At 66.0% G+C, this 12,225-nt stretch carries 13 protein-coding genes and 1 tRNA gene; 1 reads left to right on the forward strand and 13 read right to left on the reverse strand.

The window, feature by feature from the left end; genetic code table 11:
* From ABZF37_RS04140 to rnr, 8 genes are all read right to left on the reverse strand, one after another.
* Positions 1 to 635, reverse strand: a 635-nt coding sequence (locus ABZF37_RS04140) for an AAA family ATPase (RefSeq protein WP_372717072.1), incomplete at its 3' end; no start/stop codon positions are given.
* A 22-nt stretch (positions 636 to 657) separates the two neighbouring features.
* Positions 658 to 2,019, reverse strand: coding sequence for a replicative DNA helicase (dnaB, locus tag ABZF37_RS04145; RefSeq protein ID WP_372717074.1), 1,362 nt, complete (start codon positions 2,017 to 2,019; stop codon positions 658 to 660).
* 10 nt (positions 2,020 to 2,029) lie between these two features.
* Complete coding sequence (rplI, locus tag ABZF37_RS04150; RefSeq protein WP_372717076.1) at positions 2,030 to 2,476, reverse strand: 50S ribosomal protein L9; 447 nt, start codon at positions 2,474 to 2,476, stop codon at positions 2,030 to 2,032.
* Positions 2,477 to 2,512: 36 nt separating this feature from the next.
* Positions 2,513 to 3,460, reverse strand: coding sequence for a hypothetical protein (locus ABZF37_RS04155; protein ID WP_372717078.1), 948 nt, complete (start codon positions 3,458 to 3,460; stop codon positions 2,513 to 2,515).
* A 4-nt stretch (positions 3,461 to 3,464) separates the two neighbouring features.
* Complete coding sequence (rpsR, locus tag ABZF37_RS04160) at positions 3,465 to 3,689, reverse strand: 30S ribosomal protein S18 (RefSeq protein ID WP_372717080.1); 225 nt, start codon at positions 3,687 to 3,689, stop codon at positions 3,465 to 3,467.
* A gap of 26 nt (positions 3,690 to 3,715) precedes the next feature.
* A complete protein-coding gene (gene rpsF, locus ABZF37_RS04165) occupies positions 3,716 to 4,171 on the reverse strand; it encodes a 30S ribosomal protein S6 (RefSeq protein ID WP_372717082.1) in 456 nt (151 codons plus the stop codon).
* Positions 4,172 to 4,321: 150 nt separating this feature from the next.
* Positions 4,322 to 5,080, reverse strand: a complete 759-nt coding sequence (gene rlmB, locus ABZF37_RS04170; protein ID WP_372717084.1) for a 23S rRNA (guanosine(2251)-2'-O)-methyltransferase RlmB — start codon at positions 5,078 to 5,080, stop codon at positions 4,322 to 4,324.
* On the reverse strand, positions 5,080 to 7,254 hold the full coding sequence (gene rnr / locus ABZF37_RS04175) for a ribonuclease R (RefSeq protein WP_372717086.1): 2,175 nt from the start codon (positions 7,252 to 7,254) through the stop codon (positions 5,080 to 5,082). Before rnr ends, rlmB begins: the two co-directional genes overlap by 1 nt.
* A gap of 80 nt (positions 7,255 to 7,334) precedes the next feature.
* Here rnr and ABZF37_RS04180 point away from each other — a divergent pair.
* Positions 7,335 to 7,421: transfer RNA gene (locus ABZF37_RS04180), tRNA-Leu, on the forward strand.
* Between the two features lie 104 nt (positions 7,422 to 7,525).
* On the opposite strand, the gene ABZF37_RS04185 is transcribed toward ABZF37_RS04180, so the two are convergent.
* From ABZF37_RS04185 to hflK, 5 genes are read right to left on the reverse strand one after another with little or no spacing between them, the layout of a single operon-like run.
* A complete protein-coding gene (locus tag ABZF37_RS04185) occupies positions 7,526 to 8,809 on the reverse strand; it encodes an adenylosuccinate synthase (RefSeq protein ID WP_372717088.1) in 1,284 nt (427 codons plus the stop codon).
* A gap of 6 nt (positions 8,810 to 8,815) precedes the next feature.
* Positions 8,816 to 9,964 (reverse strand): ATP phosphoribosyltransferase regulatory subunit, encoded by a 1,149-nt coding sequence (locus ABZF37_RS04190; RefSeq protein WP_372717090.1) that lies wholly within the window; start codon positions 9,962 to 9,964, stop codon positions 8,816 to 8,818.
* A gap of 11 nt (positions 9,965 to 9,975) precedes the next feature.
* Positions 9,976 to 10,158 carry a DUF2065 domain-containing protein gene (locus ABZF37_RS04195; protein WP_372717092.1) on the reverse strand — a complete coding sequence of 61 codons (183 nt, stop codon included), beginning with the start codon at positions 10,156 to 10,158 and terminating at the stop codon, positions 9,976 to 9,978.
* Positions 10,159 to 10,164: 6 nt separating this feature from the next.
* Positions 10,165 to 11,034 (reverse strand): protease modulator HflC, encoded by an 870-nt coding sequence (hflC, locus tag ABZF37_RS04200; protein WP_372717094.1) that lies wholly within the window; start codon positions 11,032 to 11,034, stop codon positions 10,165 to 10,167.
* Positions 11,034 to 12,206, reverse strand: coding sequence for an FtsH protease activity modulator HflK (gene hflK, locus ABZF37_RS04205; RefSeq protein ID WP_372717097.1), 1,173 nt, complete (start codon positions 12,204 to 12,206; stop codon positions 11,034 to 11,036). Before hflK ends, hflC begins: the two co-directional genes overlap by 1 nt.
* Between the last annotated feature and the right edge of the window lie 19 nt (positions 12,207 to 12,225).

Raw genomic sequence — 12,225 nt, forward strand, 5'->3', positions numbered from 1 at the left:
GCAATCAGCACGCTGATGTCGTTGGTCTTGGCCATGCGGGTGAGGCGGGCGGCGCATTCGCGGACCTGTGATACCGAGCCGGCGGCTGAGGCCACGGCTTCCGAAAACAGTGTCTGGATTGAGTCCACCACCAACACCTGGCAGTCTGTGGCGGCGTCGAGTATGGCTTCAAGCCGTGCGTCGATCAGCAGCGGCAGATCGGTGTCGCCCAGCTGCAAACGCTGCGCGCGGGTGGCGATCTGGGCCGCGGATTCCTCGCCGCTGGCGTATAGCACCGGCACGGTTTCGGCCAGGCGAGCCAGGGTTTGCAGCAGCAAGGTGGACTTGCCGATGCCCGGATCGCCGCCCAGCAGCACCACCGAGCCCGGCACCAGGCCGCCGCCGAGCACGCGGTCGAGTTCGGATGAGCCGCTGGCCAGGCGCGCCGGAGCACCGGCGCGGGCTTCGCGCAGGCGCACCACGGTGCGTTCGCCGCTCCAGCCGGTGGCGGGGGTCTTTGCCCCGCCACGCACCGCCGGTGGGGCGGTATGCTCGGTCAGGCTGTTCCAGGCGCCACAGTTCCCGCACTGCCCGGCCCACAGACCGAACACGGCGCCGCAGTCGGTGCAGCGGTACTGGCTGCGGTCGCGCGCCATCGGCGGCTACCGGGCAGGCGGTTCAGTCGCCATGGCCACCGGCGTAGTCGTAGGCCAAATCCTCGAACCGCGTGTAGGCGCCGAGGAAGGCCAGATGCAGGTGGCCGATGGGGCCGTTACGCTGTTTGGCAATGATGATCTCGGCCTTGCCCTTGTCCGCGCTGTCTTCGTTGTAGACCTCGTCGCGGTAGATGAACAGGATCAGGTCGGCGTCCTGCTCGATGGCGCCGGACTCGCGCAAATCCGACATCACCGGCCGCTTGTTGGGGCGCTGCTCCAGGGAACGGTTCAGCTGCGACAGCGCCATCACCGGTACCGACAGTTCCTTGGCCAGGGCCTTGAGCGAACGGGAGATATCGGAGATTTCGGTAGCCCGGTTTTCCTTGGCGCCGGGCACCTGCATCAGTTGCAGGTAGTCGACCACGATCAGGCCAAGGCCGTGCTGGCGTTTCAGGCGCCGGGCGCGGGCGCGCAGGTCCAGGGGCGACAGTGCCGGCGTGTCGTCGATGAAAATATTGGCCTCGCCGAGCAAGGTTACGGCCGAGGTCACGCGCGGCCAGTCGTCCTCGTGCAGCTGGCCGGTGCGCACCCGGTGGGCATCGACCCGACCGAGCGAGGAGATCATGCGCAGCGCCAGTTGTTCGGCCGGCATTTCCATACTGAACACGGCGACCGGCTGGCCGGCGCGGATGGCGACGCTCTCGACCATGTTCATGGCAAATGAGGTTTTGCCCATCGACGGACGACCGGCGACGATGACCATTTCCGCCGGGTGCAGGCCCGAGGTCATGCGGTCGAGGTCGCTGAAGCCGGTGGAAAGTCCGGTCAGGGGAACACCGGAGCGGTAGAGCTTTTCCAGCCGCTCTACTGCCGCGGGCAGCAGATCCTTGATGGACTCGAAGCCCGAGCGGGCGCGGGCGCCGCGGTCGGCGATCTCGAATACACGACCCTCGGCTTCGTCGAGCAGTTCGGCAATGCTGCGGCCCTGGGGGTGAAAGCCGCTGTCCGCGATCTGGCTGCCGACTTCGATCAGGTGCCGGGCAATCGAGCGCTCGCGAACGATATCGGCATAGGTGGCGACGTTGACCGCGCTCGCCACGCCGCCGGCCAGCAGGCCCAGGTACGCCATGCCGCCGGCCCGCTCCAGTTCTTCGAGTTGCTCCAGACGCTCGGAGACGGTGATCAGGTCGCACGGCTGGCCCAGATCCTGGACCCCACGAATAGCTTCGAAAATCAGCCGATGGTCTTGCCGGTAGAAGTCGTCAGCGGTGACGCGGTCGGCTACCAGCTCCCACGCCGCATGCTCAAGCAGCAAGCCACCGAGGACCGATTGCTCGGCCTCAATGGAGTGCGGTGGAACTTTTAGCGCGGCCGGGTCGGCCATGGTGCGGGGCTTACTGCGCCACTACCTCGACCCGCACCCGCGCCACCAGATCGGCGTGCAGGTTCACGTCCAGCGGGAAGCTGCCAAGGGTGCGGATGGCCCCCTCGGGCAGGCTCAGTTCCGGTTGCTGGACCGCATGACCGGCGGCAGTCAACGCCGCCGCGATCTCGCGGGTGTTGACCGAACCGAACAGGCGGCCGCCTTCGCCGGCCTTGTGCGCCAGCGTGATGACCACGTCCTTGAGCGCGTCAGAACGCGCCTGCGCCTTGGCCAGCGCCTGCGCGGCAGCCTGTTCGATGGCGCTGCGCTCCAGCTCGAAGCGGGCCACGTTGTCCGGCGAAGCGAACACTGCCTTGCCGGTGGGCAGCAGGAAATTACGACCGTAACCGCCCTTGACCTCGACCCGATCGCCGACGTTGCCCAGATGACGAATTTTCTCTAGCAGTATCACTTGCATGGTGGCAGCCTCCGCGCCGTTGTCCGGCGCCCGCAATCAGGCTAGCGGGCGCCTTCTGAAATCGAGCCAATTATCTATCAAGCCCAACAGGGCCAGCGGCAAACCCACGTGCGGGGTCACCACCAGCATCAGGTACGCCATGCCAGGCAGCCCACGCCACCAACGGCGGCGCGCCACTTCAGCATGGATCAGGGCCAAACCCTGCACCAGCAGGGGAATGGCCAGCACCAGTGCCAGCTCTACTGCGAGTCCGTCCCCGGCCAGTCCCAGCATCAACGCCGGCACCATCGCCAGCAACACCACTCCGCTGTAGGCGCGGCCCAGGCGCAGTGCCCGAAACTCCTGCGCGAACGCGCCCGGTCTTCGCAGGCGCGCTTGCAGGCTGCGCCCAAGACACAGTCCGGCACTCCAGACGGACAGCAGAACCAGCGCCAACAGCCCGCCGGAGAGCTTGAGCACCACCTCGATGGTCGCCTCAAGCTCCGCCTTCGGCAGCCCCTGGTTCAAGTTCGACATGACCTGCAGCAGGGCTTGGCGCAGTTCCATGCTATCGGCGCCCAGGCCAAACTGCTGGGCGACCAGTACCACAACCAGGGCGAGGCCGGTCAGCGTCAATAATGCCAGCGACAGGCTGGTGGCCACCCGCAGTACCCAGCCGGCCAGCGCCAGTGGCAGCCAGGCAAACAGCAGCGCGGGTCCAAGCAAGCCAGCGCCCCCGACCAAAGCCACCGGCGTTAGCAGCAACAGGGCAACCAACATGCCGCGCAACGCACCGGCAGCGCCTTGCTCCAGGACCAGCACGCTCACAGCGGCCGCATTCAGAATCAGCGCTAGCGGCAGCAACAGCACCGCACCGGGCAGGTACAAGGCGAGCAACAAACCCAGCGCCAGCACCGCCAGCACCGGTGCTGCCGAGGCAGTGCCGTTGGCCAGCCATGCCGCCGGCATCGCCAGGCGGTCGCCGGCGCCGGACGGCGGGGTCATCGGGCTAGTGGGCGTCGCTGTACGGCAGCAGCGACAGGAAACGGGCGCGTTTGATCGCGCGCGTCAGCTGCCGCTGATAGCGGGCGCTGGTGCCGGTGATACGGGTCGGAATGATTTTGCCGGTTTCCGATATGTACTGCTTCAGAGTTTCAAGGTCTTTATAGTCGATATCGACCGTGTTCTCGGCGGTAAAACGGCAGAATTTCTTGCGGCGCAGATAGCGGGCCATGATCGATTACCTCGGTGCAGCTGGGGTCAGGCGTCAGTGTCGGCGGCGGCCGGGTCTTCGGCAGCGTCGACGGGGGCCTCGTCGCCGTCGCCGTCAGCGGACGCGGTTTCGGCATCGGCATCGTCCCGGCGCCCGCGCCGGCCGTCACGCTTCTCCTCGCTCTCCCGGGCTTTGGCGATCGCGGACGGCTCGGTGACAGCCTCATCCCGCTTGATTACCAGATTGCGCAATACCGCGTCGCTGAACCGGAACGCGCTGCCCAGCTCGCGCATGGCCTCGTCGTTGGCTTCAATGTTCAGAAGCAGGTAGTGAGCCTTGTGCACTTTGCTGATCGGGTACGACAGCTGGCGCCGACCCCAGTCTTCGAGCCGGTGCACGGCACCGCCGCGCGACTCCACGACGCTGCGGTAGCGCTCAATCATGGCAGGCACCTGCTCGCTCTGATCCGGATGGATCAGAAGCACGATTTCGTAATGACGCATGAAAACTCCTTATGGCTTACAGCCCGGCTTGCAGAGCCGGGCAAGGAGGTCGCTATGTGGTTTTTATCGCGACCAAAAAAGAAAGCTCCGGACGCATCCGGAGCTTATGGATGCCATCGGTGGCATCCCCTGCGGGGGCGGTGATTCTACTCAGGCTGGGTCAGTCGGACAAGCCAGGCGTTGCCGAACGGCCTCGAACAGACACACCGCGGCAGCGACCGACACGTTCAGGCTGCCGACCGCGCCGGTCATGGGAATGGCCAGCAGACCGTCGCAGTGCTCGCGGGACAGCCGCCGCAGGCCTTGTGCTTCGCCGCCCAGCAACAAGGCGCATGGCCCACGAAGGTCGCCGTCGTAAAGGGGGGTGTGGGCGCCGGCGTCGGCGCCGTAAAGGCGCAGCCCGGCGGCTTTCAGGAAGCGCAAGGTGCGCGCCAGGTTGCCGACCTGTACGAACGGTACGGTGCTGGCCGCGCCGGCGGCGGTCTTGATCGCAGCCGCGGTGAGACTGGCCGAATTGCGACGCGGCGCGATCACCGCGTGGGCGCCAGCGGCGTCGGCGCTGCGCAGGCATGCACCGAGGTTGCGGGGGTCCTGCACTTCGTCGAGTACCAGCAGCAGTGGTCGTTCGATCTGCGCCAACAGGCCTTCCAGCGCGCTCTCGTCAAGGGCCTGCGGACTATGGCTGAGAATGGCCAGCGCGCCCTGGTGGGTCGCGTTTTGCGTCAGGCGGTCGAGCGTGCTGGCCGGACGCAGTTCGACTGTGACGCCGCGTTCGATCGCGGTAGCCGCAAGGTCAGCCAGTGCCGGCCTCTCGCGATCAACCAGCAGCAGCCGCTCGATCGCGGCCGGGTCGCGATCCAGCAGGGCACGCAGCGGGTGCAGGCCATAGGCGAGTGGGCGGCCGCTCATCAACCAGGCCCGGCGTAGTCCAGATCGATTTTGCGCTCGTCAAGATCCACTCGTACCACGCGTACCTGAAGCCGATCTCCCAGACGAAACGTACGCCGCCGCCGCTCGCCGGTGAGATGGTGATGGATCGGGTCGAAGTGGTAGTAATCCTCTGGCAGGGCAGTGATGTGCACCAGGCCCTCGGTGTAGGCGCCGTCCAGGGTGACAAACAGTCCAAACGCCGCCACGCCGCTGATGATGCCGCCCAGCACTTCGCCAACGCGGTCCTGCAGGAACTCGCATTTGAGCCAGGCGACGACCTCGCGCGTGGCGTCGTCGGCGCGCCGCTCGGTCATTGAGCAATGTTCCCCGAATGTCGCCATGCGCTCGGCGCTGTACAGATAGGAACTGGCCTTGCGCCCGCCAAGGGCGTGCACGATGGCGCGGTGCACCAGCAGGTCCGGATAACGCCGGATAGGCGAGGTGAAGTGGGCGTACGCATCGAGCGCCAGGCCAAAGTGGCCGCGGCTTTCGGCGTCGTAGATGGCCTGCTTGAAGCTGCGCAGAATGACCGTCTGCAACAGGTAGCGGTCAGGTCGATCGGCCACTGATTCGGTCAGCGCCCGGTAGTCGGCCGAGCTTGGCTCATCGCCGCCGCCGAGTTTCAGGCCGAACTCGGCCAGGAAGGTCCGCAGTCCGGTCACCTTCTCGGGCTTCGGATGGTCATGCACGCGGTACAGCGCCGGCAGCTCCCGGGCCATCAGGAAGCGCGCCGCGCTGCGGTTGGCGGCGATCATGCACTCCTCGATCAGGCAGTGGGCGATATTGCGCATCAGCGGCTCGATCCGTTCGATCTTGCGATCGGGGCCGAATACGATGCGCGCCTCGGTAGTCTCGAACTCCACCGCCCCGCGTCGGCGTCGCTCGCCATCGAGCGCCAGATACACGCCGTGCAAGGCTTCGATTTGCGGCAGCAGCGCCTGATATCGGGCGCGCTGGGTTGGGTCGTCGCCCAGCACCGCGGCGATATCGGTATACGTGGTGCGGGCATGCGAGCGGATCACGCCGCGAACGAAGCGGTGATCGCGGACCACGCCGGTTGTGCTGATGTGCATCTCGCACACCAGCGCCAGGCGCTCGGTATCGGGCTTGAGCGAGCACAGCTCGTTCGAGAGCACCTCCGGCAGCATGGGAATCACGCGTTGCGGAAAGTACACCGAGGTGCCGCGCAGCTCAGCCTCGATGTCGATCGCGCTGGCGGGTAGTACGTAGTGACTGACGTCGGCAATCGCCACCAACAGGCGCCAGCCACGGCCGGCGCGCTCGGCATATACGGCATCGTCGAAGTCACGCGCGTCCTCGCCGTCGATGGTGATCAGCGGTAGCTGGGTGTAGTCCTCGCGGCCGGTTTTGTCGGTTGCCGATACCCGCTGCGCAAAACCGGCTGCCTGCTGCTCGACTTCGGGCGGCCACTGCCACGGCAGATCATGGCTGCGCAGCGCAATGTCTATCTCCATGCCGGGCGCCAGGCGCTCGCCCAGCAGCTCCACCAGCATCCCGCGCGCCGGTTGCCGACGATCGGCGTACTGGATAATTTCCACCACGGCGATCTGCCCGTCACGGACCCGGCCCACCGCACTGTCGGTAACCAGGATTTCGCCGGCCAGGCGGCGATCATCCGGGATCAGCCAGGCCACTTTGCCATCGCGGCGGTAATGCCCGACCACGCGTCGATGGCGTCGCTCCAGCACCTCGACGATGCTGCCTTCAAAACGCCCACGCGCGTCGATCTTTGTAACGCTCGCCACCACCCGGTCGCCATCCATCACGGCCCGCATTTCGCGGGGTGACAGGTATAGGTCGGCGTGGTCGCCGTCGGGGATGAAGAAGCCATAGCCGTCCGGACGGGCGGTCACGCGCCCGCGCAGCAGGTCCATCTGTGCCACCGGGCCGTAACGGCCGCGCCGGTCCAGCAGCAGCTGGCCTTCGCGGACCATCGCCGCCAGGCGTTTGGCCAGCGCTTGCCGGGCCCAGTCTTCGGCGAGCTTCAGCTGCTCGCCGATGGCGGCTGCGGGCAGCGGCTTGCCGGCCGCGGTGAGCACCTCCAGGATGAACTCTCGGCTGGGAATCGGTTGCGCATAGCGGGCCGCTTCGCGTTTTTGATGTGGATCTTTATCGGAACTAGGTTTTTTCATTGGGGAATATTCATTGACAGTCGGCCTGTGGCCAGTAGAATGCCGCGCTTGCTCTGGCCTGCCGGGCTGTGGGCATGCCGGCCGAGATGGCGAAATTGGTAGACGCGCTAGCTTCAGGTGCTAGTGGGGGTAACCCCGTGGAGGTTCAAGTCCTCTTCTCGGCACCATCCAAGCTGGTGGGGCACATCGCTGCGCTGGCCGACAGGCGGCGTCCCTGGCAGCCTTAAAGACCCGCCCCGAGGCAGGTTTTTATTGTCGGGGCGGGCGTTTTTCAATCGAACGGGTGGCGCAGCACGATGGTGCGCGAACGCTCTGCGCCGGTAGACACCATATCGACCGGCACGCCCAGCAATTCTTCCAGTCGGCGCAAGTAGCGTACGGCGTTGGCTGGCAATTGATCAAAGTCCCCGGCGGCGCTGACGCCGCTCCAGCCTGGTAATTCCTCGTAAACCGGCTCGCAGCCGGCCAGCGCCTGGGCGTCGTACAGGCCGAACTGTTCCGACCCGCCGCGGTAATCGACGCAGATTTTCACCGTTTCCAGATCGTCCATTACGTCCAGCTTGGTGATGCACAGGCCGCTGACACCGTTCAGCTGCACGCTGCGGCGCATGGCTACGGCGTCGAACCAGCCGCAGCGCCGGGGTCGGCCCGTGGTGGCGCCGCGCTCCGCGCCGACATCGGCCAGGTGGCGGCCTACATCGTCGAACAGTTCGGTCGGAAACGGTCCCGAGCCGACCCGCGTGGTGTAAGCCTTGGTGATGCCAAGTACGTAGTCGATGGCGGTCGGGCCCACGCCGGCGCCAACCGCGGCCGCTCCCGCTATGGTGTTGGACGAGGTCACGAAAGGATAGGTGCCGTGGTCGACGTCCAGCAGGGTGCCTTGCGCGCCCTCGAACATCACCGGCTTGTTGGCGGCCATCAGTTCGTGCAGCAGGCCCGGCACGTCGGCGACCAGCGGGCGCAAGGCCTCGCCCCAGATCAGCGCCCGTTCCAGCATGGGGGCAAGTTCCAGCGCCGTTTGGCCAAAGCGTTGCGTGAGCAGGAAGTTGTACAGGTCCAGTAGTTCGCTCAACCTGGCTTCAAAGCGCTCCGGTTGCAGCAGATCCGCTACCCGCAGTGCTCGGCGCGCGGCTTTGTCCTCGTAGGCTGGACCTATGCCGCGGCCGGTGGTGCCGATCTTGTCCGCGCCAAGGGCCCGCTCGCGCGCCTGGTCGAGCGCCACGTGGAGGGGCAGGATCAGTGGGCAGGCCGGGCTGATGCGAAGGCGCGCTCTTACGTCGACGCCGGCTGCTTCGACCTCATCGATTTCCTTGAGCAGCGCATCCGGCGCCACGACCACGCCGTTGCCGATCAGGCACAGGACGCCCGGGCGCAGGATGCCGGAGGGCAACAGGTGCAGCACGGTTTTGACGCCGCCGACGACCACCGTGTGGCCGGCATTGTGACCACCCTGAAATCGCACCACAGCGGCGGCCTGCTCGGTGAGCAGATCGACCACCTTGCCTTTGCCCTCGTCACCCCACTGGGTGCCGATCACAACGACGTTCTTCGCCATCGGTCTTTATCCTGAGTTTGGCAGCGTCCAGCCGCCATCGCGGCGCACAATGCGCTCGCCGATGGCGCCCGGGTCGCTGCCGGGGAGGTCATACACGACCCTGTGTCCGGCGCTACGCAGGCGCTGCACCAGTGCGGTCAGCTCAGGATCGCTGACCCAAGGTGCCAGCACCGGTGGCGGTGGGTCCTGTGCGATGGCCAGCAGCCGTTTAAGGTCGGCGCTGAAACCGGTGGCTGGCCGGGCGCGACCAAACACCCGGCCGATGCCGTCATAGCGTCCACCCCAGGCCATGGCCTGGCCGAAGCCGGCACTGTACGCGGCAAACACCAAGCCGGTGTGGTAATGGTAGCCGCGCAGTTCGGCGAGGTCGAAAAACAGCGGCAGATCCGGTTCGAAACGCAGCAGCTCACCGGCGATGCCGGTCAGTTCATCCAGTGCCGCGGCGACCGCGGGCGGTAAACCGGTGAGCGTGGCGCGCAGCGCGGGCAGCGCGCCAATCGGGCCAAACCACTGCGGCAGGCCGGTAAACCAGGCCCGCGCGGCCGGGTCCAGGTCCAGGCTGCCCACGAACTGGGCAATGTCAGTTCCCGCCTTGCGCTGCAACAGCTCGAACAGCGTGTTCTCCGCCTCGGCGTCGAGGCCCGCGGCGTCGGCGAGGCCGCGCAGGATGCCGACATGCCCCAGATCGACATGCGCGCTGTTGTGTCCGGTGGCGCTCAGCGTCGCCAGCATCAGACGCAGGATCTCCACGTCGCTCTGCGGTCCGGCGTGGCCGTAGAGTTCGGCACCCACCTGCATGGGGTTGCGACTGGCGTCCAGGGAGGCGATCTGGGTCGTCAGAACCGAGCCGAGATAGCACAGCCGGGCTGGCGCCGGATCGGCATCGCGGGCGTCGATACGCGCCACTTGCGGCGTGATGTCAGCGCGGATGGCGAGCAATCGACCGGACACCGGATCGGTGACCTGAAATGTTTGCTGGGCAAGATCGCTGCCAGTGCCGGTGAGCAGCGCATCGGCAAACTCCACCAGCGGCGGCATCACCAGGCGATAGCCCCAGGCGGCGAACAGGTCGAGCAAACTGCGCCGACTACACTCCAGCGCTTCCGCTTGCGTCGGTAACAGATCCTCTATGCCGGGTGGCAGCAACCAGCGCACGGCGCCCGGTCTCAGCGCACGAGTTGCAGCAGCAACAGGCCGACCAGCATGCTGGCAAGCCCGCCCAAGCGCAGCGCCCGGTCCGGTAATTGCCCGGTTAATGCCGCAGTTCGCCGTAGCGTGGCCGGACTGATGAACGGCAGAACGCCTTCCAGGACCATCACCAGGCAAAAAGCAGCAGCCAGATCGCTCATGACGTCCTAGCGGTCGCCCGCGGTAGGCGCGTCGAAATGTTTGAAGAAATTGCTGGTCGGCTCCAGCACCAGCAAGTCGCGGCTGGTGCCGATGCTGTTTCTGTAGGCTTCCAGGCTGCGATAGAAATCGTAGAAAGCTGTGTCCTGACCGATCTCCTCGATGTAGCGGGCAGCGGCCCGGGCCTCGCCCTCGCCGCGGATGCGCAGGCCGTCGCGCCTGGCCTGTGCCAGCAGCAAGGTACGTTCCTTGTCCGTCTGGGAGCGGATGCGTTCGCCTTCTTCGGCACCCTTGGCGCGCAGTTCGGCGGCGACCCGTTTGCGCTCCGCCTCCATGCGGGTATAGACGGAGCTGCTGACCTCGGGCGGCAGGTCCACCCGCTTGATGCGTACATCAACGACCTCGACACCGAATTCGGCGGCACGCTTATTGGCCTGCGCCCGCAGGGTGTCCATGATCTCGTTGCGATCGCCGCTGACAGCGGCCTGTACCGTGCGCTTGCCGAAGGCGCTGCGCGACAGGTCGTTGACGATCTGTGACAGGCGCGCGTTGACGTCGCCTGCACCGACAGCGACGAAAAAGCCGCGGGTATCGGCGATGCGCCACTTGACGAAGGAATCAACCACCACGTTCTTCAATTCGCTGGTTTGGTAACGAACCGGGCCGCGATCCAGGGTCTGGATGCGTCCGTCGTACTTGACCACGTTGTTTACGAACGGATATTTCATATGCAGGCCGGGCGGTAGGTCGGCCGCGATGACCTCGCCCAGACGAAACAGAAGAACCCGCTCGCGCTGGTCCACGGTATAGAAGACAGTGTTGGCGACAAGCAGGCCCAGAGCGGCCAGCGCAGCGACGATGAATAACGCGCGGTTCATCAGCGGGGCTCCCGGCCGCGCAGGTAATCGGAACGGTCACGCGGCGCGGTTTGTGGCAGCGGCGCAGTCATAGCTGCAGGCGCGCTGGCCGGTGCGCCGACCGTCGCCGGCTCCGGCGGGGCGGACTGCAGCAAGCGGTCCAGCGGCAGCAAGCTAACTCGATTCTCGTTACCGCTCATGAGTACCTTGGGTGTGCGTGCGAGGACCTCTTCCATGGTCTCAAGGTAGAGACGTTGGCGGGTCACTGCCGGCGCCATGCGGTATTGAGTGGCCACCAGGGCGAATCGTGAGGCCTCGCCTTCGGCCTTGGCCAGGATTTGCCCCTGATAGGCCTCGGCGTCCGCCATGATGCGCGCCACCTCGCCGCGTGCCCGGGGGATCACTTCATTTCGATAGGCCTGGGCTTCATTAATCAGTCGCTGTTCGTCCTCGCGCGCTTTGACGGCGTCGAAAAACGCAGCCTGCACTTGCTCGGGCGGTTGTGCGTCCTGCATGTTGACCGAGGTCACCTCAAGTCCGGATCGGTAGTAGTCCAGGGTTTCCTGGGTCAGGGCGGCGACCTGTTGCGCGACGGTATCGCGGCCCTCGGTGATGATGAATTCCATGCGGCTTTTGCCGACGACCTCGCGAATTGCCGACTCGGCTACTTGTTGCAGGGTGCGGTCCGGCTCGCGCAGGTTAAACACGTAAGCGGCGGCATCCTTGATGCGGTATTGCACGACCAGCTTGATGTCGACGATGTTCTCGTCGGCCGTCAGCATCAGCGAGTCCGACGTCGAGTCGCTGTCCCCCAGGTTGGGGTTGCCGACTGCGATGTCGCTGATTTTTCCGACGTTGACGCGCAGTAAGCGTTCGACCGGATAGGGCAGATGCCAGCGCAAGCCGGGCGTGGTGGTGGTAGCGAATTTGCCAAATCGCAGTATGACGCCGCGTTCGCCTTCGCGAACAAGGTAGAACCCGGATGCAAGCCACAACACCGCCAGCAGTCCGAGCACAGCCCCCCACAGCGCTGGTGGGGGGGCTCCGGAACCAGCGCTGTTGCCGGAACCGCCGCCACCGCCGAAGCGCTGGCGCAGGCGGCGAAACACTTCATCCAGATCCGGCGGTCCAGCATCGCTGCGCCGACCCCACGGGTCGCGGTTCCCGGACCCGTCCGGTTCATTCCAGGCCATCAACTTCTCCTGATTGCCG

It is taken from the genome of Immundisolibacter sp. (assembly GCF_041601295.1).
In the GTDB taxonomy this organism is placed as follows: Bacteria; Pseudomonadota; Gammaproteobacteria; order Immundisolibacterales; family Immundisolibacteraceae; genus Immundisolibacter.

Bases quoted from the DNA above. Each gene is read 5' to 3' on its own strand.
- dnaB (WP_372717074.1), bottom strand. From the start codon at position 2,019: ATGGCCGACCCGGCCGCGCTAAAAGTTCCACCGCACTCCATTGAGGCC.
- rplI (WP_372717076.1), bottom strand. From the start codon at position 2,476: ATGCAAGTGATACTGCTAGAGAAAATTCGTCATCTGGGCAACGTCGGC.
- ABZF37_RS04155 (WP_372717078.1), bottom strand. From the start codon at position 3,460: ATGACCCCGCCGTCCGGCGCCGGCGACCGCCTGGCGATGCCGGCGGCA.
- rpsR (WP_372717080.1), bottom strand. From the start codon at position 3,689: ATGGCCCGCTATCTGCGCCGCAAGAAATTCTGCCGTTTTACCGCCGAG.
- rpsF (WP_372717082.1), bottom strand. From the start codon at position 4,171: ATGCGTCATTACGAAATCGTGCTTCTGATCCATCCGGATCAGAGCGAG.
- rlmB (WP_372717084.1), bottom strand. From the start codon at position 5,080: ATGAGCGGCCGCCCACTCGCCTATGGCCTGCACCCGCTGCGTGCCCTG.
- rnr (WP_372717086.1), bottom strand. From the start codon at position 7,254: ATGAAAAAACCTAGTTCCGATAAAGATCCACATCAAAAACGCGAAGCG.
- ABZF37_RS04185 (WP_372717088.1), bottom strand. From the start codon at position 8,809: ATGGCGAAGAACGTCGTTGTGATCGGCACCCAGTGGGGTGACGAGGGC.
- ABZF37_RS04195 (WP_372717092.1), bottom strand. From the start codon at position 10,158: ATGAGCGATCTGGCTGCTGCTTTTTGCCTGGTGATGGTCCTGGAAGGC.
- hflC (WP_372717094.1), bottom strand. From the start codon at position 11,034: ATGAACCGCGCGTTATTCATCGTCGCTGCGCTGGCCGCTCTGGGCCTG.
- hflK (WP_372717097.1), bottom strand. From the start codon at position 12,206: ATGGCCTGGAATGAACCGGACGGGTCCGGGAACCGCGACCCGTGGGGT.